This window comes from Rhodohalobacter mucosus (assembly GCF_003150675.1).
In the GTDB taxonomy this organism is placed as follows: Bacteria; Bacteroidota; Rhodothermia; order Balneolales; family Balneolaceae; genus Rhodohalobacter; species Rhodohalobacter mucosus.
In genome coordinates this window covers 74,861-94,520 of sequence record NZ_QGGB01000007.1, presented here as the reverse complement: position 1 = coordinate 94,520, position 19,660 = coordinate 74,861, and the positions used below count along the sequence as shown (strand labels likewise).

Here is a 19,660-nt window from a genome sequence, read left to right as displayed (position 1 = left end):
TTTTAGTCTTGAGGCGGGAGACGTTAAACGTGAGACATGGAAATCACCAGTCATCATCCCCTCTCACTACTCAAGACTCAAGACCAAATACTATCTTTCCCTCACCAGTTCTGATTCAGCAGCGATATAGCCAAAAGCTGCCCAGTTAGGCAGTTCAAGGATATTGTTCCATATCTCAAACGCTCTCGCCCGGCGTCCGTTCATATAGTGCCAGTTGCCAAGGCCATATGCCAGTGCCGCATTTTGAACGGCATCGTCTGCCGTTTCCATCAGGTGGTCGGCATCGAAAATACCATCAAATACCAGAATCAGGTTCAGATAGACGTCATTTTCGATCAGTTCAATGTCCGGATTAACTCCCGCCACTGCGATACCTGCTTCCTCATCCATACCCATTCGCTTCAGTGCCGAGTAGTACCAATAGAGAGTTGCTATACGCATGTCATCCGTCAGATCGAGTTCAAAGGCATTCTCATAGGCATCTGCGGCGTTCCTGTACTCCCCCTTCAGGTAGTATGCAAGCCCCAGATGATACCAGACGTTTGATTTAAGGGTGCTCACGGGTTTATTCAAGGCGTTCGGCAATCCGTCCGGTTCTACCATATCGGGTCCGCTTCGCATCAGCTCCGCCGCACGCTCCAGATCCTGAATGGCTTCATCAAACTGACGCAGGGTTATGTAACGATGGCCGCGATGGCGATAAAAACGCGGGTCTTCCGGATGCTTGAATACTCCTTCCGTAAAAATTTTCACTGCTTCGCGATACTCGCCAAGATAAGCCGTACGCCTTCCAAGCCAGATGATTGACTCTGCGTTTTCCGGATCAGTTCTGTATCCGGTCAGTGCCTCTTCAAAATTTTCTGTGTATGTAGTGTACACTTCGTCCGGAAGCTCAGGCTTGTAAAGCGGTTCTCCAAGAAGTGAAACGGCCTGAGCACCTTCGGGTACGTCTGCAAGCCCTGTATCTGAACTTCCTGAGCAGGCTGTTCCTGTTATAATAAGCGCGAGAATAATTGAAGAACTGATCAGATTTTTCATACGATTTTGATAAATAAGGTGATTAAAATGTAATCCGGAGTTCAACTGTTTCACCGTTTCTGTTTACAATCACATCCACACTCTGTCCGATGCTAAACTCTGCAAGTGCCTCCATATAATCATAAATATCGGTGATTTCCATGTCATCCATTCGGATAATTACATCGCCCGGCTCTATCCCTCCCCGTTCGGCGACACTGCCCTTATTCACTCCGTCTAACCGGAAGCCGTTACCTGACCATGTGTAATCGGGAAAAACGCCCAGCGTAACAGTACCCGACGGCATGCCTTCAGGACGACCACCAGCTGTTTCAGTAAAAGTAACCTCTTCAGGACTGTATTCTGCAAGGTTGCGGACCACACCCTCCGCATGATCCAGAATCATCATCATCCCTGTGTAGTCGATCAGCTCTGCAGTGTCCGATTCCCTGTGATACTGGTCATGTATTCCGGAAAAGTAATGCAGTACGGGAATATTGATATCATAAAATGACGTATGGTCGCTTGCACCGGTGCCCGACGGCGCTGAAACGATCGTTAGAGAGTCGGGAACGGGTGTTTTCCGGAGTATCGAACTCCAGGCAGAACTTGTACCTGTTCCAAAAATAGTTACACCGGATCCATCCAGCCTCCCGATCATATCGAGATTGATCATTGCCAATAAGGAGTCGCGCGGCATTTCCAGGTGGTCTGCCATATGGCGAGATCCGATCAATCCCAGCTCCTCGCCCGAAAAAGCTGCAAAAAGAACAGAGCGGCGGGCAGGATTTTCCGCAAATCTTTTGGCCAGCAAAAGAAGTCCGCTTGTACCGGAAGCATTGTCATCGGCTGAATAATGAATTGACGGTTCCCCTCCGTGATTCATTGAGATCATTCCGCCGTTCCCCTGACCATCGTAATGAGCTCCTACAATGATATACTGATTTTGAAATTCAGTGCCCCTGATCAATCCGAGGACGTTTCTGGACTGATAGTTTTCCACTCCCATTGCCTCAGGCATCGGGCCGCTGAGAACAAATTGCTGAACATATGTGTCCTCATCTCCAGCCGGCTCCAACCCGAATTGCAGAAAAATATTTTCCAGGTAGTTGGCTGTTGCAGCCTCCTCTGCACTGCCTGCAAGCCTCCCTGCCCTTTCTTCGCCTGATAGCCATTCAATATGCTCCCTAAGGAATTCCTCCGTTTCCCTTTCACTGTTTACAGTTGAGCATGCGGAGATAACAGTCACTAAAAGCAGGAGGAAAACCTGAATGGGATTTCCATACGCACTGAACTGAGTGCCATTCACAATTCTCATCATTCCGGGACGAATCTTTAATTTCAGTTTTGCCTGATGAATTATTCTGGTTACGGGCCGGTACCACGCATGTATCAAGTCAGATGAAAGTAGAAAATATTTGCCTGAATTTTCAGCAACTTTGCAAAGGAGCCGGTTTCTGTTTCAACCTATTTGAAAAAAGGTCAGCTAACGCCTATTTTTCCGATTCAACTGAACAAGGTTGGGGGTGTTCCGGAGCAAACCGGAACTGAGATCATACCCTGTGAACCTGAACCGGGTCATGCCGGCGTAGGGAAACCGATTCGATCTGCAGCAGTTTCAGAATCTTATCTGAAACCGCGCTGTCCCCCTCCTTCAATCGTATTTTAAATTGATGGAGGCATCATGTTTTTAAAGTCAATACTACATCTTACCCTTTCACTGCTCCTTGCGGTTCTGATTATTCCTGATATACTCGCTCAATCCATCCGGGGGCGGGTTCTGAATGCAGAAAACGACAATCCTCTTGCGGGCGCCACCATTTTGGAAACCGGAACGTCAAACGGAACGTCAACCGGACGGGATGGCCGCTTTTCCATAACTCCTGAATCCAATACGGGGTCTCTCACTATATCATATGTTGGTTTCAGCGATGAAATCATCCCTATAGAAGAGATTGAGCGAGGAAGCTTGCTTACTGTTCGGCTTGATCCGACTACCGTACTCAGCGGTGAGGTATTCGTAAGTGCGCTTCGCGTAGACGATTCCACACCGATAGCCTATCAAAATGTAAACCGTGGGGAGATTGAAAGCCGGAATCTGGGGCAGGATATCCCCTATATCATCAACAATACACCGTCCGTGGTTTCTACATCCGATGCAGGAGCTGGTATCGGCTATACGGGTATCCGCATACGCGGGGTGGATCCGGGACGAATCAATGTAACCATCAACGGCATTCCGCTAAACGACTCCGAATCGCATGGAGTATTCTGGGTAAACCTGCCGGACCTGGCATCGTCCACGCAAAATATCCAGATCCAGCGGGGTGTTGGAACTTCCACTCACGGTGCCGGGGCATTCGGCGCAACACTTAACCTGCAGACTGCATTGCTTAACAATACTCCATATGGACGGGTTACAACCGGCACGGGATCTTTCGGGACCCGGAAAGCCAATGTTCAGCTTGGGTCCGGTCTGCTCGACAACGGATGGCAGGTTGAAGGCAGGCTGTCAAAAATCGAATCCGACGGATATATCGACCGGGCTTCTTCTGATTTGCGCTCTTTCTATCTTTCAGCCGCGAGACACGGTAACCGAAGCCTGCTGAAAGCGGACGTATTTTCCGGACGTGAGGTTACCTACCAGGCCTGGAACGGAGTACCCGAGCCGATTCTGACCGGCAACGCCGCACAGCTCGAATCCTACATATCCAACCTATTTCTGAGCGAAGAGGATGCGCAGCATTGGCGCAATAATCTGGGGAACAGGCGATTCAATGAATTTCGATATGAAAACCAGGTAGATAACTACCAGCAGGATCATTATCAGCTGCACTATTCTTTCATGCACAACGACAGCTGGGTGAGCAACGCATCACTCCATTATACCTATGGACGCGGATATTTTGAGCAGTTCCGGAGAAATGATGACCTGGATACATACGGTATCGCACCGGTTACGGTTGGCGGTGAAACGGTAATGGAGAGTGATATTGTGCGCAGGCGCTGGCTCGATAACCACTTCTACGGTGTGGTGGCATCAACAAATATAGAGCAAACCCAGGCGTGGGACCTGACATTGGGCGGAGGCTATAATGAATATGACGGCGATCATTTCGGTGAGGTAATCTGGGCGCGTTTTGCAGGTAACAGCGATATTGGAGACCGGTACTACGACAATAACGGTTTCAAAACCGATTTCAATGCCTATGCAAAGCTGAACTACTACCTCAATCCGAGCCTGAATGTATATGGTGATTTACAGTACCGGCTGGTTACCTACCGTTTTGTGGGACTTAGGGTTGATGACAATACCGGAGATATAACGGATGTGACTCAGAAAGATAATTTGCCCTTTTTCAATCCCAAAGCCGGTATAGTATACCGCCTTGCTGACGGGCATCGCGCATTCGCCTCGGTTAGCGTGGGTGGAAAAGAGCCAACCCGCCGCGATTATGTCGACACCAGTATTGAAAGCCGGCCTGATCCGGAGCGCATGATAGACTATGAGCTTGGGTATAACGGAACATTCAGCCGATTTTCAGCAGCTGTCAATCTTTACTACATGCAGTACAGGGATCAGCTCATTTTAACCGGTGCCGTTAACGACGTTGGCGGATACGTTCGTGAAAACGTTCCTGACAGCTACCGGGCCGGCATTGAGCTCCAGGCAGGACTCCGAATCAGTTCTGATTTGAGATGGGACGGTAATCTCACCCTGAGCCGGAATAAAATAGATGAGTATGAGCGTTTTCTGGATGATTTTGATCAGGGCGGCCAGCAATCCCGGATTTTTCGGGATGTAGATATCGCATTCTCACCTTCCGTAATTTCAGGTTCGGTGCTTACTTTCAACCGCGGATCATTCGAAGCAGAGTGGAACTCACGCTATGTATCCCGTCAGTACCTTGACAATACCGAAAACCGTGATCGTTCTATCGATCCCTACTGGGTTAATGATCTTATACTGAATTATGGATTCAGCGATATTCCCTATCTGAGCAGCCTTACAGCATCGCTACAGTTCAATAACCTGTTAAACAGCAACTATGTCTCCAACGGGTACACGTTCGGGTGGATAGCCGGAGGTGAGGAGCAGTTTTTCAACTACTATTATCCGCAGGCCGGCAGAAATGTACTCTTTAACCTGGAGATTGCTTTCTGAAGTATAGTAGAGTACTGAAATGCGGAAGCAGTTTGCGCATATAAAACAAACTATCCTGGCATAAAAAAAAGCCCCGAAAAAATTCGGGGCTTTTTAACATTCAGAAATTAAGTATCAGATTCAGGGAATCAGTTGTCAGGCAATTCGGCAACGGGCTCTACGGTTACGGGCACCTTGGTGTTGGCCCAGTGAATTACCAGATCGCCTGCTTCGGCAGAAACGTTCTCGAAGTAGATCATCATCTGCTCTACGTAGTGGCTATCTTCAGGAGAGGCCATGACGCGAAGAAAGTCTTCAGCTTCATCGTATTGGGTGCCCCATGAGATCAAGTTGTTAAATATAACGGTCCACTCATCCTCACCCGGTATCGTATAAAGCGAGTAGGTTCCTGCAGGCACCATTTCGTCCTGAACGCGAACGTCTTCTGGGAATACAACAACGGTAGACTCATTAGCTCCGGTTCTCCACACTTCTCCAAAGGGAACCAATCCGCCAAAAATTTCACGATCTCTGACAGCAGGACGTCCATAGGTTACCAGTATGTCGGTCAGGCCGATTGTCTGGGAAACAGACGCATTCGGGCTTACCATCACCCTTTCAGTCTGGCGCTCCTGCGCAGAAAGATCCGCCGTTGTTAATATCATCAGAATGGCACCAATCAATAGTGAAAAGCTGTATTTAATCATAGTCAGTTAGTTTAGTGGTGTTTGGTAATATTGAGCTGTAACATAATGAGTATTTCTCATATCCCCTCATACATTCATAATCCGCCTCATTCCAGAGACTCCTGCCACAGGTGAGGAAAGTCTTTTTTGAATTTTGCCACTTTGGGTGCAATGACAACAGAGCAGTAGCCGGCATTCGGATTATTGTTAAAATAGTTTTGGTGATAATTTTCCGCTACACTGTAGTTGCTGAGCGGGGTTATCTCCGTAACTATGGGATCCTCCCAAAGACCGGATGCGTCTGTTTTCTTGAGCGACTCCTCAGCAATCTGCTTCTGCTCGAGCGAGTTGTAAAAAATTGCGGATCGATACTGTGTGCCCACGTCAGCACCCTGACGATTCAGCGTTGTGGGATTATGGGTGTGCCAGAAAACTTCAAGTATCTCCTCGAAGGTAATCTCTTCCGGATCGAACGTAACCTTTGCCACTTCTGCATGTCCTGTTTTGCCGCTCACTACCTGATTATAGGTCGGATTTTCAACATGGCCTCCTGCATATCCTGATTCAACGGCTACGACCCCGTTAACGCGCTGATAGATCGCTTCCACACACCAGAAACAACCTGCACCCAAAACAGCCGTTTTATATTCATTCTCATTTTCAACTGTATTGTTGATCTCTTTGTCCGGTGAAGTTTGGTTCATAGCTGTGAGCGATAAAATAATGGATATAATGACTGTAAGTTTCATCGTATGTCTTACTCTGAAGTATGGGTTTTGCATTTTAACGAAAGATTTTTGTAAAACGTGCCCGTACCGCCCGGTATTCTGCGATCAAAAATTAAGTCTGTTCGGCTTGAGAGTTTGTGGGAAGACTATTTGTTCATTCCTTATTTCGTACTCTCACTGCATCATCTACACTTTCCGGTTTCTGCCATTAAATACAGGCAAGATCCGAAGTGACAGCAGCACCGAAACCATCGTGGTGATGAGCGCTATCATAAACAGGTTATCGAGAGTGTATCCATTGTCAAGCATCCAGCCGGCAATAAACGGACTCATCGCGGTGCTGAAAACGGACAGGGATGCAAACAGGCTTTGAACTGTTCCAATGACGCGAGTTCCATACATCTCGGCCCATAGCGCAGATTTCAGTGTGCCGCTATACCCCAGGGTTGCCCCTACAAGAGCCATGTATAGAAAAACGGTCCAGTTTCCGCTAAAAAAGACAGGAAATGTAAGTCCCGCAAGCATGGGAAGAAGCAAAGAGGGAAAAAGAGATTTAGCAGAAAAACGGTCGATCAGAGGACCTGAAATAAGTCCGCTGAGAATTCGCAGAACAGCAAAAGGTATAAATGCAGAAGCAATCAGTGCTGCTGTCCATCCAAGATCTTCCGCCACCGACACCTGATACAGAAACAGGCCCGTTACCCAGAAAGGTGGCATCAAAATGGCCGGGATGATAAACCAAATACGTGAATCTGTAATAATGGCGCGATAGCTTTCAGCTGTACCCGGCGGCTTCAAATCTGCTGCTGCACTTTCGTCCGGGGTTTCCACCTGCGTACCCGGTTTTACAAGGAACCAGATCAACGGAATAAAGAACACACCAATGACAGCGGCTATCAGCATCCATACAGACTGCCAGTGCATCGCGGCCAGTAAAAAAGCGATACACGCAGGCAAGACGGCTTCTCCCAAAGGGAATCCAAGAGCCGATATACTGAGGGCTTTCCCTCTGTTGCCGTCATCGAAACGTGCCATGGTGGTTTGTGCCGTATGGGAGCTCAGCCCCTGGCCCGTAACACGAAGCATTATCAATGCAGCAAAAAGAATGGATATATGCCAGGATAAAGCCATTAACAGTGCCGATGCAAAGAGGCCCAAAGCAACAAAAAGACTGTACTGACGAAGGGGGATTCTGTCGATCAGCTGACCAAGCCAGGGCAGCGCAAATGCTCCGGTAAGAGTGGCCGCGGAGTAGAGAGAACCAAATGACGCATTGCTCAGATTAAATGCTGTAAGCATGTAGGGTACAAAAAGGGAGATGAGAAACGTCTGTCCGAAACTTGAAAAAAAGGTAAATGAGACTGCAAAGGATAAGAGCCTCTTTTCTTTTCTGACAAAAGCCAGATAGGTCATTGAATGAAATGTAAGGGTGTATTTCGATAGATTTATTAAGGTTGAAATGTACGGGAAATGATCGGGAATAGCATGGTAAAACGGTGGCTTGTTAGCTTGGGTTGTTAGTGGTTTGCGGCCGGTTGATCGTTGTCAGCAATCAGCAACTATATCATCCAATATATTGTTTTCATATAAGTTGGGTCGCTAAAGGCTGGATGTAGCTGACTGAAAGGACTTACATATATTGCCGCTACCTGCTCATCAGCGGATGTGCTCCGGATTTCAACCCTGTATTCCGACCCGGTTTTCACGTGCAAATTCAATCTGATGCAGTCCGTCAGACGTCTTTATGTCAAAAAAGATTTTATTTATAAAACCTGCGAAAATTGTTAGATCTTATATCATACCGCGAATTTTACGTGAAAAAAATTACGGGCAGTATTGATGATTACACTTCACAGAAAATCTTCCGACGACCGTGCCGATCGAATAGAAGAACGGTTACGTGATCTTGTTCTGGCTTACCGCACGGTAACCGACGAATCTGCCGATCCATGTTTTATCACGGAGGGAGACCGGAAAATTCTGCCCGGAGAGGATATGGAGGAGTGGTTCAGAAATTTGGCCGGCGAGCTGGAGTGGTCAAGGTCACTGAGCGGCGACGGATGCTACATTGATCCGGATAGCGGAGATGTCTGCTAATCGATTATTACAGAAACTTTGGCGCCTCAATAGCTATTGGTTATTAAAACACGTATAATGGGAACGTTAAACATAACGACACCTGGTAAAGCACTTCTTTGGACGGACGCGTTAACCCAACTCTTACTCTTTGAATCTTCTCCTGGGTGAATTAATTATACCAATACAATACAATGACACAACAAGGCAAAGTAAAATGGTTCGATGCAGAAAAAGGCTTCGGCTTTATCGAACCCAACGAAGGTGGAAAAGACATCTTTGTACACAGAAATAATGTAGAAAATCTGGGACCGAATCAGGGACTTGAAGACGGTGAAGAAGTTGAATTCTCCGTAGAGGAAACACCTAAAGGGTTAAGTGCCGTTGACGTAAGAAGCCTTACGTACGAATAAGCACAAACCTGCTTTTATACATTTAAAGCCGCTCCGCGTATTCGCGAGAGCGGCTTTTTTATTTACACGTTTATTTCCCGAAAACAGTTCGGTGTTTTTTTACTGATACGCCTGCTTTGACTTATGCGGTAACCGGCTTTTTATCGAGCCCGCTTTTCTTTGCTGCAATGCTATACCTTGTATGAGGAGCAAACTCCAGTCGTTCTTTCTCTATCGGCTTGCCGGTTGCGCGGCAGATCCCATATGTACCATTCTCAATTCGGGTAAGTGCGCGATTCAGCTCTCCGATAAATTTTTTATTTCTCTCAATCAGACGATACGTAAGATCCATGCTCTCCTCTTTACTGCCCAGGTCGCCCATGTGGTGCGAAAGTGAAGAAGCGTCATCATCATCGTTCAGTCTCTGATTTTCCAGAGAACCCATCAGGTAGTCCAGCTCTTCCTCGGCCTCCTCTCGTTTCCTCAGAATAATGGCTTCAAAGTAAGCCAGCTCATTCTCATTCAGGTTCGTTTCATACAGTTTTTGGCTCTCGGTTTTTCTCTTCAGGGTTTCCATGGCTGTGAGGTTACGGTTTCCGTTGACTATTTTTTCTGATCTTAGAATAGTCAAACCAACCATTACCTTATATAAGGGAAACCCCTAAGTGCGATTGAGGATAATGATTAGCAAAGATGTAACCGTAGGGAAAGCCCCTAAAAGAGCCTTTTATTCAGTGATTTCGGCTATTGCACCAGCTTAAGAAGTGCACCCTTATGCAGAAAGGTTGCCGGAATACAGCATCTTCCCGTATGCTTTTTGGATTTTCCTGGTTACGGGTCCCGGTTTTCCATTCCCTACCGGTTTGCCGTCAATTACCGTAACAGGCTGGATATCAGTAGTGGTTCCGGAAAAGAAAAGCTCTTCAATAATTGCGATCTCCTCCAAACGCACCGGTTCCTGCACCAGCGGGATCTCTTCCTGTGATGCAATGTTCAGCACGGCTCTCCGGGTAATGCCGTTCAGAATGTAATTTGAAGAAGGAAAGGTATGAAGAACACCATTTTTCACGCAGAAAATATTGGCATTCGGACTTTCTGTAATCACGCCGTCACGAATCATTACCGCGCTGTTTACTCCCGCATCCTTTGCAGCCTGCTTTGCCAGAGTGTTGGGAAGTAAATTGATGGTCTTCAGATTACACCTCATCCACCGAACATCAGGCAGTGTAATGGCATCGGTTCCCATTTCGTGAAGTTTTTTATGAGGCTTAAATGGTTTGGTGGACATAAACAGAGTCGGCTCGACCGGATCTATTGGAAATTCATGGGTTCTGGGAGTGGCCGCACCGCGGGTAACCTGAAGATAAACGGTCGCTTCACCGGTTAAATGTCCGTTTTTTTTGAGCAGCTCTCTGCCTATTTCCGGAATAGATGTACGTATATCCTCATCAAGCCGGATTCGGAGTCCGTTCAGGCCCTCATCCAGACGGGACAAATGCTCATTCTCCATAATGAACTTACCTTCAACCACCCGTATTACCTCGTATATACCGTCACCAAAAATAAAGCCCCTGTCCGCAACCGAAACGGCTGCTTTCTGTTGTTCTAAAAATTTTCCATTCAGATATACGATCATCTTAATTCAATCCGGTTTGGGTTGAGGTTGTGTACATATGCTTAAAAATAGCTTTTCACCTTTAAAATGGCATACTGCTTTTTTTATTTTTTGATACATGAAAAACGGGATAGTTGTTCTTTTCACCGTTTCGGTTGCACCTGATGAATGCCAAAATCTTTCCAGGAAATACATCAAGAGCGCAATTTTTTCATAAATTTTTACATTTTCACAACTTTATAACGATTTGTTCGTATAGCGCGTAGGGGTTTTAAGATTCCCATCCATCTAACAATTGTGAAATTCATGCATACCCGCTTTCCGGAATGTATCAGAAGCCGGGTGTTATCTGTAAAGCTGTTTTATCATGAAGAAAATTGAGACTGTTATTCACATCCACACACCGCTGCAAAACGTCTGGAATGTGCTCATGGATTTTCAATCTTACCCGGAGTGGAACCCGTTTGTGAAATCCATTGAGGGAGACGTTTCTCCGGGGCATACCCTTTCGGTCACGCTTCAGCTTCCGGGTGAAAAAGAGATGAATTTTACACCCCGCGTGCTCCGGGCTGAACCACATCATGAATTCCGGTGGAAAGGAAAACTCTTCATCAAGGGGCTTTTTGACGGTGAGCACTATTTTATTTTAAACCCGCTTCCCAACGGAAGTACCAGTCTTAAACATGGTGAAACGTTTTCAGGAATACTTCCACGTCTGATGCCGGGCATTCTGAAAAAAACAAAAACAGGTTTTCAGAATATGAACGTGGCGCTGAAAGAGCGTTGTGAAGCTGAATCATCACAAGCCTGAAGAATCTCTAAACATCAGAACACTCTGCAATACATCTTCTCTCCCCGCCCTCTGAAGCTGACAGAGCCAGATTCCGTCATTATGCCAGACTGCACATTTTGCTCTTATACACGTTGTAAAGTGTAACAGGCATGCGCTTCTGACATAATCAGGGTATCCCTGATGCACGGCGTCCCGTTTTTTTGTAACCTGCCTTTATTCATCAAAAACAGGTAAAATGAATTCATTATCTGCAAAACTTCGCGCCTCTGGCTGGCATCCGATGAGATGGGTTACGCTTGTTCTGGGCCTTTTGTTTGCCATGAACTGGCTTGTAAACAGCGCGCCCGTATCCGGGATCATTTCCGTCTTTTTGCTTTATCAGGCTGTTACCTGCACCGGATGCATTGCGGGTCAATGCCGCATTCCGGGTTCTGATTTAAGCAGAGAGGATCGCAATAAATTTGAATTATAAGGAAACAATAAAGAGTTATTAACTATGAGTACCGATATTAAAACAAAAAGCTTTTCGGAGGTAATCAAAGGCGAAACCCCCGTTCTGGTTGATTTTTATGCAGACTGGTGTGCTCCCTGCCGAATGATGCCTCCTATTCTTAAAGAGCTGAAGCAGCGAATGGGTGATGACCTGAACATTATCAAAATTGATACGGAAAAAAATCCGGATGTTGCCATTCGCTACCAGGTACGCGGCATTCCAAATCTGATCCTTTTTAAAAACGGCCAGGTTCTCTGGCAGCAGGCTGGTGTTGTACCTGCAGCACAACTGGAATCCGTGATCCGGCAAAAACTGAGCGAACATGAGTAGCGAAAACGAAGAGCATATTTTTGAAGTAGATCTTAAATGGAAAGAGGGACGGATCGGAGTAATGGAGTCCGACGCCCTTAACGATGTTATTGAGGTTGCCACTCCCCCCGAATTTCCGGGCGGTGTGGAAGGAATCTGGTCTCCCGAGCACCTTTTTACGGCATCCGTAAGCAGCTGCTTTTTCACCTCGTTCACAGCCGTAGCAGAGTACTCCAAATTTCCGTTTGAGAGCCTGACAGTGAGGAGCAAGGGCAGGATGAGCCGTGAAAACGGTAAGTTTGTGATGAGTGATATCCTGATTGAACCGGAGCTGCTCATAACTGATCCAAACAGAGAAAAGAAAGCGCACCGGCTATTGGAAAAAGCAGAAGAGATCTGTCTAATAACCCGCTCCATCAAGACGAAGGTGGTGATGAAACCGGTCGTAAAGATTGGTGAAAAAGCTTAGATTTCGAACAGCTTAATTCCATCTTCTACCACTCACGTTCTCGCTGAGTTACGCAGATTAGGACGCAGTTAAACGCAGAATCTCTGCGAAAATCAGCGAATTCATCTGCGATAATCTGCGAGAAACTTAGATAGGCAATAAACTAATTATCAGAACTATGCGATTTGAAACACTTGCCATACACGCCGGACTCGATATCGAGAATCCCTCCAAGGCGATTATCCCTCCCATTTCGCCAAGCAATATTTTTGAGATTGACGCGGAAGGGCGCCGGGAAGGCGATCTTCACTACACACGATTAGGCAACCCGAACCGGCTGCAGTTCGAGCATCTGATTGCCACCCTTGAAGGCGGTGAAGAGGGAGCTGCATTTTCATCGGGTATTGCGGCGGCTACGGCCACCCTGCAAGCGCTGAAACCGGGCAATCATATCATCGTTCCAGAGGATATTTATGCCGGCAACCGAAAAATGATCAAGAATATTATGATGCGTTGGGGACTGGAGGCCGATTTTATCCATATGACCCAGGAAACCGTAAAACAGCGTATACGACCCGAAACCAGGCTGATCTGGATCGAGACCCCCTCAAATCCGCTTATGCGAATTACGGATATCCGGGAGCTTAGCAGTCTGGCCCATGAGAACAATATCAAAGTAATTGTGGACAATACATGGCCCACACCGGTGAATCAGCTTCCGCTTGAGCTCGGAGCCGACCTGGTTCTTCACTCCACCTCAAAATATTTTGGCGGCCATAGCGACATTCTGGGCGGAGCCATAGTGAGCAAAAAAAACGATGAATTTTTTCAACAGATACGCTTCACACAGCGCATGGGCGGCGCCGTGCCCTCGCCGCACGACTGCTGGCTCCTCAGCCGCAGCACACGCACCCTTTCCTACCGGATGAAAGGGCATAATGAGCATGCTGAAGAGATAGCACAGTTTTTATCCGGTCACAAAAACGTTTCAGAGGTCTATTACCCTGGCCTGGAATCGCACCCTCAGTACGAAACTGCGAAAAAGCAGATGAATGGATATGGGGGTATGATTTCATTCTTTATCAGAGGGGATGGAGAGGATGCCCGTAAAGCGGTTGGTAAGTCGAAGCTTATCAAACGTGCCACCAGCCTGGGTGGTGTGGAAACAACATGGGAACACCGCGGAAGCAGCGAAGGCGAAGGTTCGGTCTCTCCCCCCAGGCTGATTCGCATCAGCGTGGGCCTTGAACACCCGGAGGATTTGATGGAGGATCTTGATCAGGCCTTGGGAAAATGATATGTGATGGACGATGGATGATGGACGATGTACGATGTACGATGAGTGATGGTTGAAGTTTCCTGAATAAGCAGATTTCCGCCTTATCAAACCTGCAGCTTGTGGCTTTCTCCAATGCCCGGATTTGTGCCGAGGGGGTTGTGGCAAGAATTCTCCTAATGAAACTTTGGGAGATCCCTCCATGCACTCACTGCGCTCACTTAGTCGGGATGACTAAAGTCGGGCTTTGCAGAAACGGCGCATCGGAATCCCAAATTCATGAAGTACTCTTTCCCGCGCCGCCAATACAGGGCTCTTAACCTCCAACGCCGGAGGCGTTGAATCTCAATAGCCCCGGGTGAAACCCGGGGTAATGTGAGGCGACCATTCCAACCCCGAGGCCTGATTTTGATCAACGCCCGGATTTGTATCGAGGGGGTTGTGGCAAGAATTCTCTTATTGAAACTTTTGGAGATCCCTCCATGCGTTCACTACGCTCACTTAGTCGGGATGACAAGTGGCGGGCTTTGCAGAAGCGGCGCATCAGAATCCCAAATTCATGAAGTACTCTTTCCTGCGCCGCCTCTACAGGTCTCTAACCTCCAACGCCGGTGGCGTTGAACCTCAATAGCCCCGGGTGTAACCCGGGGTAGAATGAAGCATCCATTCTCACCCCGAGGCCGGATTTTGATCAACGCCCGGATTAAGATCGAGGGGTTGTTGGAAGGATATTGGATGGATGATAGACGATGAGTGATGGACGAAGTATTGTCTCTTCAACCAATGAGCAACCTGAAGCTTGCAGCTTGTCGCCTATTCACCTTGTGCCATGATCCATGTACCTTGCCCCTTTCGGAATGAAGCTTCACATTAACATCCATTCATGATTTTCCTTATTCTTCACCACAAATTTCCATGAAATCAATTATGTCGACCATAGCAGCCATTGCAGCGGGATTTTTCATTTTACTGATCCTGATGTACCTGTTTCAGGATCGCCTGCTCTTTATGCCGGCATCCGGAATGCTTCAAACACCGGAATCTGCAGGATTGAAAGCGGAGGATGTCTGGACGGAAACCGAAGACGGGGTTCGAATCCACGGCTGGTACTTTCCCAATGAGGAAACAAACAGGGTGATCGTACTCTCTCACGGCAATGCGGGCAATATCAGCTATCGGATCGAAATTGCCAGGACCCTGCTCGACAGCGGTGCGGCCGTGCTGATGTACGACTACCGGGGATATGGGAAAAGCGAGGGTCGTCCAAGTGAGCAGGGGCTCTACAGGGATATTCTTGCATTTACTGAAGCGCTGATGGATGAGAAAGGCTATGAATCCGAAAATATCTTCCATAACGGACGATCGCTCGGTGGGGCCGTGGCTGCCTATGCAGCAACGCAAATCAGACCTGGCGGACTGGTGCTTGATTCGGCTTTTACCAATCTGCGGAAGATGGCAGGAGACGTCTACCCTTTTGTACCCTCTGCTCTCGTCAAATACAGCTTTCCGACTGAGGAGTACCTGAGCCGGCTTCAGGGTGTGCCCGTAATGATCATGCACAGTCCGCAGGATGAGATCATTCCCATCCATCACAGCGAGCGTCTTTTTGAGGCTGCCGGAGAACCGAAGCGTTTTGTGCGGCTGCGTGGAGGACACAACGAGAACTTTTATGCCTCCAGAGAGCTGATCGAAGAGAGCTGGAGAGAGTTTATGAATTCAGCCAATCCTCAGGACTGATACTCACTTACGTTCCGCGGTACGGTTAATAAATAATCTGAACGAACCCGACAAATTAAAGCTTCTGCGGATACTCTTATATCAACCCTGAAATTCTGTTTCCAATATATCTCCTATATGAGATAGCAGAACTATTTGATTGGTTACACCCTCTAATTCAAGAAGCTTGACCCCTGTATTTCAATTTATATGTGTTCTTAATGCTGTTTTTTTCATTATCTACGGCTTTCAGTCCCTCTGCTCTCAAATGATGATAGAAGAGTTCAAGCGATTCGGCCTTAGTGATTTGCAGCGAAAGGTAACCGGAACATTGCAGATATTGGGATCCATTGGGCTGTTAACCGGGTTCATTTACACAGTAATCGGCCTGTTCGCCGCCGCGGGATTAACTGCCATGATGTTCGTGGCTTTGATCGTTCGCATAAGGATCAAAGACAGTGTTCTGCAGGCTCTGCCGTCCATATTATTTCTGCTGATCAACGGGTGGCTTGCTTTTGTGTTTTACAAACTTTTTTAGGTAAGGCAAAAGGCAAAAGGCAAAAGGCAAAAGGCAAAAGGCAAAAGGCAAAAGGCAAAAGGCAAAAGGCAAAAGGCAAAAGGCAAAAGGCAAAAGGCAAAAGGCAAAAGGCAAAAGGCAAAAGGCAAAAAAGCTATTTCTAAATAATCTATTTACCAAATTTATTAACAACTTAAGAGCTTATTTTAAACTTAAAAAACCCTTTTCACTTTTGCCTTCTGCCTTTTCACTCAATCTAGTGAACCACCCCCGGCCCCTCCTTGGGAAAGAGGGGAATTTGAGGCTTCAAATAAATTTTGCCTGAACTCAAACTTACTCTTCAGAGCAGCGCTATTGCAAGGGATAGTACCAGGAAGGTGAATGCAGGGAGCGATTTTTTGATGGGATCGCCGATTTTTATATGCATCGATACGGCTCCCAGCATTAAAAATGCGATTCCGTACGCAGCAACGGCCTCAACCTGCGGGTAGAAAATAGAGGCTATGAGCAGGATGGCCAGAACCACCTTCAGCGTTCCGATCGTCCACATAAACCAGACCGGCAGGCCATAAGCTTTGAATTCCTCCTCAATATTCTTTGCATCACCTCCCCTCCAGGCTGTGGATTTTTTTGACCGGACGAGCCAAACGTTCAAAATGCTTAATCCAACGATCAATTTTAAAGCAATTATCAGATATTCCATGATTTGTCCCCTTTGTACTGTTTACGTGTTCTGTGAAAGTTTTTTACTGACTCGAATACTTCAGATAAGATTCATTTATAAGAGACAACCTATGGTTTCAAATTTGCGTTTGATACGGTGCGCTGAATAAATGTTCTATGGCGATATCCATCCGACAGTTTTTTTGCCGTCCGAGAGATTTCTTTTCATCCCCCTGATATGCTTTACACCGTCCAGCTGCAGAAATTCCATATGGAATGCCCTTATTTTTATAATACAAAAGTTTGGTGCTCCCTCTAAGTCCCATTCGTAAGCCTCTTCTGGATGCTCAATTTCCTCACCCGGCGGTACAACTGAGGAATAGGGTTCGGGAGTTGTACTTGCATCATTCTTCCATCTGCGCGCATGCTCCTCGCCGGTATTCACGATCTCAGCCTTGCCCGTAACCCTCAACTGAAGCCGTTTCTCGCCATGATAAAAAAGAAGGCTTACAGAGTCATTTTGAGCTATCTGGCTGGTCTTATCGGACCGGCAATCCGTGTATACTGTGAAAATTGATGCATCCTCAAAGTCCCGCAACACAACCATTCGCTGTTGCGGAGATTTTTCTTCATCCACCGTAGCCAGTGTCACGTACCTGAAGGGGTGAGATCCGCCTGCTGCGGCCTCACAAACCAATCCCATCACCCTTTCCCAGGCTTCATTCAAAGAGATCTCTTGGGTAATAATCTGTTCTCGACTCAAAGAAGTATTTATTTAAATGGCGGTTTCCTGGACAAAAACCGATTTCGGGTAATATGGTTCCATCATCATCCTTACCCCTTAATCAGCAGTCAACCATGCGGGCTGAAGAAAACAGGCAGGTATAAGGAAGTGATGAGACATATCTGGTTGAGCAAAGCAATAGCAGGGTATACTCAGAATGTAACCTGCCCAAAAAAGCGTAAAAGCCCGATAAAAGGGCTGGTTGTGTCTCCCTCAATGTTATTGGCGTTTTCCACGTAGTTGACACCGATGTCTGCATCCAGCCACATGTTGAAACGAACGTCATTCTCTTCCCCAAAAAGTTTCATTCCCGCAGGCTGGTAGCGCAGATTTAATGAAGGACGCACAGTACGCTCAATAGTACCCGCCAGGATTCCGGGAATCTGGCTGCCATCGGGGCCGACAGAGGTCCGAAGCTCTCTGAGATCTTCGGTGCCTTTCCAGTAGAACGTAACCGCAGGTTCTATTTTCAGACCGGACGACCACTCCGGATAAAACGTCAGATACGCTTTTGTTCGAACATAGTCACTGAAATTTGTGGCCAGTCCCCGCTGGGCATAAGTCCACTGATCCTGAAACCGTCTGCTCCGGTACGCATTAGCTCCCACCAGGTCCGCTTCCAGGCCCATGTCAAACCGGTCCGCAATATCCGCCACTTTCAATGAACTGTTGATTGTGTAGGTAGTCGGGATGAGTTCATCGTTCTCACGCAGCTCACTGCGATTTTCTACAATCAGATCATCCAACATCGCCTGAATATAAAAAGTGGATTTTCCACTTTGATACCAGACACTCCCACCCAATATAAAATTTGCACCCACATTCTTAGGCAAATTATCACTTTCAAAAAACATGAAGTGCAGTGGGACAAGGTTGCGGATCGAAAAACCGGCATTCGGGCTATAGTAAAGCTCAGCCTCGATAAAACTCAGCTTTAGATTGGGAAACGGGCTCCAATCGAGCCGGTGCATATAAATGTATCTTAAAATTGATCCTGTCTGGGAAGGTTGACCCGTGAACGTGCTATCAGATCTAAGATTATCCAGCTCGCCAACAAGCGTGCTGAAGGAGAGTTTCTCCGATCCGAGCTTAAACTGAATCTGATCAAACGACCGCGGATTGTCGGTCAGAAATGCCCCCTGCCTTCCATAGGTGCTCCAGTGATTGTCAAAACGCCCGACATAAAATTCCACCCTCTCCCCATTGTAGCCAAGATAGGTTTCCTCGCTGCGAATGTAGAGGCGGTCGGCGGTATCCAGCCCATCCGGGTCGATATCGTAAAACCAATCGAAGGTTACGCCTGCCTGACCAATCCAGTTTTTCCACTCCATATACCCGTTCAATTTCCCGCGCGGCAGGATGATCTCACCATCGCCGGACGGATCGATCACGTTCAGCCGGTCGCTGCTGCTTCGCCGGGCACCACCCTCAAAGAGACCTCCCACGCGCATGCTGTCGATATTTACCGGTCGCGCTTCAAAGCGTTCGGACAAAAGATTGTACCACTCCCTTTCCCTGTCGCCTAGATCCTGCAGCGAAACGCTGCGCAGCGCTTCCCGTATTTCACCTTCCGTATATGGGAGATCCGTGGGGTTGAGCTGAAGCAGATGTCCCCTCTCCTGAAGCCGCTGGATGTACTCATACTGCCAGCTGTGCGTATTGACCAGGCGATGAGACTGACCGTTTATGGTTCCTGCCAATAGCAGAAAAAGTCCAAGTGATATAAAAATCTTGTAAACAAGGTTATTACAGGGCAAAGCCATTCAGGTCAGGCAAATTTATTGCGTTATTAATGACCTGCATAAGATGAGCTTTTATTAAATGAATTTCACCTGTAAACAGACGGTTATATTCCATACAAAGCATAAAAATATGAGGTGCGGCCAATTGACAGACCAACTCTATCCTCAACGTTGACCGCAATTGCTTCCTGAAAAAATTTAAATGCCTCAGGTTTCTACAACGATTTAACCTCTCTCTGAAAATCTCTTTTTCACAAATCC

At 47.1% G+C, this 19,660-nt stretch carries 20 protein-coding genes and 1 riboswitch; of the genes, 10 read left to right on the top strand and 10 right to left on the bottom strand.

The window, feature by feature from the left end; all coding sequences use genetic code 11:
• Positions 1–90: 90 nt before the first annotated feature.
• Positions 91–1,038 carry a tetratricopeptide repeat protein gene (locus DDZ15_RS09925; protein WP_109646944.1) on the bottom strand — a complete coding sequence of 316 codons (948 nt, stop codon included), beginning with the start codon at positions 1,036–1,038 and terminating at the stop codon, positions 91–93.
• Between the two features lie 22 nt (positions 1,039–1,060).
• Positions 1,061–2,338: a M28 family peptidase gene (locus DDZ15_RS09920; RefSeq protein WP_146198567.1), complete on the bottom strand. Its 1,278-nt coding sequence runs from the start codon at positions 2,336–2,338 to the stop codon at positions 1,061–1,063.
• 191 nt (positions 2,339–2,529) lie between these two features.
• A riboswitch (TPP riboswitch) is annotated at positions 2,530–2,629 on the top strand.
• 72 nt (positions 2,630–2,701) lie between these two features.
• Here DDZ15_RS09920 and DDZ15_RS09915 point away from each other — a divergent pair.
• On the top strand, positions 2,702–5,182 hold the full coding sequence (locus DDZ15_RS09915) for a TonB-dependent receptor (protein WP_109646942.1): 2,481 nt from the start codon (positions 2,702–2,704) through the stop codon (positions 5,180–5,182).
• 128 nt (positions 5,183–5,310) lie between these two features.
• Here DDZ15_RS09915 and DDZ15_RS09910 read toward each other — a convergent pair whose 3' ends face one another.
• The 3 genes from DDZ15_RS09910 to DDZ15_RS09900 all read right to left on the bottom strand — a co-directional run bounded on the left by DDZ15_RS09910 (position 5,311) and on the right by DDZ15_RS09900 (position 7,988).
• Positions 5,311–5,868 (bottom strand): DUF2911 domain-containing protein, encoded by a 558-nt coding sequence (locus DDZ15_RS09910; protein WP_109646941.1) that lies wholly within the window; start codon positions 5,866–5,868, stop codon positions 5,311–5,313.
• A gap of 86 nt (positions 5,869–5,954) precedes the next feature.
• Positions 5,955–6,596 carry a peptide-methionine (S)-S-oxide reductase MsrA gene (msrA, locus tag DDZ15_RS09905; protein ID WP_109646940.1) on the bottom strand — a complete coding sequence of 214 codons (642 nt, stop codon included), beginning with the start codon at positions 6,594–6,596 and terminating at the stop codon, positions 5,955–5,957.
• Positions 6,597–6,761: 165 nt separating this feature from the next.
• Positions 6,762–7,988: an MFS transporter gene (locus DDZ15_RS09900; RefSeq protein ID WP_109646939.1), complete on the bottom strand. Its 1,227-nt coding sequence runs from the start codon at positions 7,986–7,988 to the stop codon at positions 6,762–6,764.
• Positions 7,989–8,414: 426 nt separating this feature from the next.
• Here DDZ15_RS09900 and DDZ15_RS09895 point away from each other — a divergent pair, with 426 nt between their 5' ends.
• Both DDZ15_RS09895 and DDZ15_RS09890 read left to right on the top strand, forming a co-directional pair.
• The gene (locus DDZ15_RS09895) at positions 8,415–8,672 is read left to right on the top strand and encodes a hypothetical protein (RefSeq protein WP_109646938.1); all 258 of its coding nucleotides are present in this window, start codon (positions 8,415–8,417) and stop codon (positions 8,670–8,672) included.
• Between the two features lie 173 nt (positions 8,673–8,845).
• Positions 8,846–9,064 carry a cold-shock protein gene (locus DDZ15_RS09890; RefSeq protein ID WP_109646937.1) on the top strand — a complete coding sequence of 73 codons (219 nt, stop codon included), beginning with the start codon at positions 8,846–8,848 and terminating at the stop codon, positions 9,062–9,064.
• A 121-nt stretch (positions 9,065–9,185) separates the two neighbouring features.
• Here the strand turns inward: DDZ15_RS09890 and DDZ15_RS09885 are convergent, their stop codons facing one another.
• Both DDZ15_RS09885 and DDZ15_RS09880 read right to left on the bottom strand, forming a co-directional pair.
• Entirely contained in the window at positions 9,186–9,620 is a 435-nt protein-coding gene (locus DDZ15_RS09885) for a TraR/DksA family transcriptional regulator (protein ID WP_109646936.1), read from the bottom strand.
• Positions 9,621–9,815: 195 nt separating this feature from the next.
• The gene (locus tag DDZ15_RS09880) at positions 9,816–10,679 is read right to left on the bottom strand and encodes an aminotransferase class IV (protein ID WP_109646935.1); all 864 of its coding nucleotides are present in this window, start codon (positions 10,677–10,679) and stop codon (positions 9,816–9,818) included.
• Positions 10,680–11,025: 346 nt separating this feature from the next.
• Here DDZ15_RS09880 and DDZ15_RS09875 point away from each other — a divergent pair, with 346 nt between their 5' ends.
• From DDZ15_RS09875 to DDZ15_RS09845, 7 genes are all read left to right on the top strand, one after another.
• Positions 11,026–11,469, top strand: a complete 444-nt coding sequence (locus DDZ15_RS09875) for an SRPBCC domain-containing protein (protein WP_109646934.1) — start codon at positions 11,026–11,028, stop codon at positions 11,467–11,469.
• Between the two features lie 217 nt (positions 11,470–11,686).
• Positions 11,687–11,923, top strand: a complete 237-nt coding sequence (locus DDZ15_RS09870) for a hypothetical protein (protein ID WP_109646933.1) — start codon at positions 11,687–11,689, stop codon at positions 11,921–11,923.
• Positions 11,924–11,947: 24 nt separating this feature from the next.
• On the top strand, positions 11,948–12,274 hold the full coding sequence (gene trxA, locus DDZ15_RS09865; protein ID WP_109646932.1) for a thioredoxin: 327 nt from the start codon (positions 11,948–11,950) through the stop codon (positions 12,272–12,274).
• Complete coding sequence (locus tag DDZ15_RS09860) at positions 12,267–12,722, top strand: OsmC family protein (RefSeq protein WP_109646931.1); 456 nt, start codon at positions 12,267–12,269, stop codon at positions 12,720–12,722. The genes trxA and DDZ15_RS09860 overlap by 8 nt, the downstream gene beginning before the upstream one ends.
• Before the next feature lie 157 nt (positions 12,723–12,879).
• Positions 12,880–13,998, top strand: coding sequence for a trans-sulfuration enzyme family protein (locus DDZ15_RS09855; RefSeq protein ID WP_109646930.1), 1,119 nt, complete (start codon positions 12,880–12,882; stop codon positions 13,996–13,998).
• A gap of 906 nt (positions 13,999–14,904) precedes the next feature.
• Positions 14,905–15,714, top strand: a complete 810-nt coding sequence (locus DDZ15_RS09850) for an alpha/beta hydrolase (RefSeq protein ID WP_158278676.1) — start codon at positions 14,905–14,907, stop codon at positions 15,712–15,714.
• Between the two features lie 139 nt (positions 15,715–15,853).
• Entirely contained in the window at positions 15,854–16,231 is a 378-nt protein-coding gene (locus tag DDZ15_RS09845; RefSeq protein ID WP_109646928.1) for a DoxX family protein, read from the top strand.
• Positions 16,232–16,550: 319 nt separating this feature from the next.
• On the opposite strand, the gene DDZ15_RS09835 is transcribed toward DDZ15_RS09845, so the two are convergent.
• From DDZ15_RS09835 to DDZ15_RS09825, 3 genes are all read right to left on the bottom strand, one after another.
• Entirely contained in the window at positions 16,551–16,913 is a 363-nt protein-coding gene (locus DDZ15_RS09835) for a DoxX family protein (protein WP_109646927.1), read from the bottom strand.
• 135 nt (positions 16,914–17,048) lie between these two features.
• Entirely contained in the window at positions 17,049–17,636 is a 588-nt protein-coding gene (locus DDZ15_RS09830) for a pyridoxamine 5'-phosphate oxidase family protein (RefSeq protein WP_109646926.1), read from the bottom strand.
• 173 nt (positions 17,637–17,809) lie between these two features.
• Positions 17,810–19,420: a capsule assembly Wzi family protein gene (locus tag DDZ15_RS09825; RefSeq protein ID WP_109646925.1), complete on the bottom strand. Its 1,611-nt coding sequence runs from the start codon at positions 19,418–19,420 to the stop codon at positions 17,810–17,812.
• Between the last annotated feature and the right edge of the window lie 240 nt (positions 19,421–19,660).